Raw genomic sequence first — 1,853 nt, forward strand, 5'->3', positions numbered from 1 at the left:
GGCAAACAAAGACACGGGGCGTTCGCGATACATTGGGTTCATGAGCAGGGCGTTTCAGATCACCCGCGAGAAACGCTGACGGTTCTGTTGTTCCAGGTACGCGTCGAACACCATGCACACCGAGCGCACCAGCAGGCGTCCGGCCGGCAACACTTCGATGCGCTCGCGCTCCAGCTTGATCAGCCCGTCGTTGGCCATGCCCTGCAGTTGCGGCCACAGTGCGCCAAAATAGCCCTGAAAGTCGATGTTGAACGCTTGCTCGATTTCGGCGAATTCCAGGCTGAAATTGCAGATCAGTTGCTGGATCACCGCGCGGCGCAGGCGATCGTCGGCATTGCACACCAGGCCCCGGCTGGTTGCCAGTTGCGCGGCGGCGAGGGTGTTCTGGTACTGGTTCAGATCGCTGTTGTTCTGGCAGTAAAGATCGCCGATCTGACTGATCGCCGACACCCCCAGACCAATCAGGTCGCAATGGCCATGAGTGGTGTAGCCCTGGAAATTGCGCTGCAGGGTCTGTTCTTCCTGGGCAATCGCCAACTCATCGTCGGGCAGGGCAAAGTGATCCATGCCGATGTAGCGATAACCGGCGGCGGTCAGTTGTTCGATGGTGCGCTGGAGCATTTGCAGTTTTTGCGCAGGGCTTGGCAGCTCCTGGCTGTTGATCCGCCGCTGTGGCATGAAGCGCTCCGGCAGGTGCGCATAGTTGAACACCGAGAGCCGGTCCGGTTGCAGGCTGATGACTTCCTCGACGGTTCGCGCGAAATTTTCCGGAGTCTGCTTCGGCAGGCCGTAGATCAGGTCGATGTTGATCGAGCGAAACTGCAGGGTGCGCGCCGCGTCGATCACTGCGCGTGTTTCTTCCAGGCTCTGCAGGCGATTGACCGCCCGTTGCACCGCCGGGTCGAGATCTTGCAGGCCGATGCTGACCCGGTTGAAGCCGAGTTCGCGCAACAGGCCCATGGTCGACCAGTCGGCCTCGCGCGGGTCGATCTCGATGCCGTAGTCGCCGGAATCGTCGTCCAGCAGATTGAAGTGTTTGCGCAGGTGCGCCATCAACTGCCGCAGCTCGTCATGGCTGAGGAAAGTCGGGGTGCCGCCGCCGAAGTGCAACTGCTCGACTTTCTGCGCCGGTTCCAGGTGACAGGCAATCAACTGGATTTCCTGTTCCAGGCGTTGCAGATACGGCTGTGCCCGCCCGCGATCCTTGGTGATGACCTTGTTGCAGGCGCAGTAGTAGCAAATATTCGCGCAGAACGGCACATGCACGTACAGCGACAATGGGCGCAGCGCCTTGCGACTTTCGCGCAGTGCGTGGAACAGGTCGAAGGTGCCGACCTGGCTGTTGAATTGCACGGCGGTCGGATACGAGGTGTAGCGCGGCCCCGCCAGGTCGTAGCGGCGGATCAGATCAGTGTCCCAACGAATGGCGTCGAGCATGCGGGCATTCCCCCGGATAGGCTGGCAGTGTGGCGAGTCTATCGGGGTGCGGCGACGGGGCTCTTGATTTGCATCAACGGCGGATTGGTAGTGACTGCTTTGTGGTGAGGGGATTTATCCCCGATCGACTGCGAAGCAGTCGTAAACCTGTTTGCAATGTATGAATGGAAGAATGCAGGGGCGCCTCGCACCCCATCGGGGATAAATCCCCTCACCACAATGGATCTTCTCAGGGCTTTGATCAGATCAGTGACCCATCAGCCAATGTTGGTGGGGGCCAGGAAGGGTCCAGATCCCGAACAGAATCACCAGCAAGCCCCCGGCCACGCGCACGCTGCGTTTGCGCAGCAACGCCGTCACCCGCTCGGCAGCCAGCCCTGTCGCGAGCAGCACCGGCCACGTGCCTAGCCCCGAAC

The 1,853-nt window shown here is 60.7% G+C and carries 2 protein-coding genes; both read right to left on the reverse strand.

The features are described 5' to 3' along the window. Nucleotides 1-54: 54 nt before the first annotated feature. Nucleotides 55-1,437, reverse strand: coding sequence for an oxygen-independent coproporphyrinogen III oxidase (gene hemN / locus HT737_RS24755; protein WP_047293078.1), 1,383 nt, complete (start codon nucleotides 1,435-1,437; stop codon nucleotides 55-57). A gap of 246 nt (nucleotides 1,438-1,683) precedes the next feature. Further along, the coding region (locus HT737_RS24760) for a sulfite exporter TauE/SafE family protein (protein ID WP_182404183.1) at nucleotides 1,684-1,853 on the reverse strand (170 nt) is incomplete at its 5' end.

Origin of the sequence: Pseudomonas sp. MD195_PC81_125 (genome assembly GCF_014060985.1) — a bacterium.
Classification (GTDB): Bacteria; Pseudomonadota; Gammaproteobacteria; order Pseudomonadales; family Pseudomonadaceae; genus Aquipseudomonas; species Aquipseudomonas parakoreensis.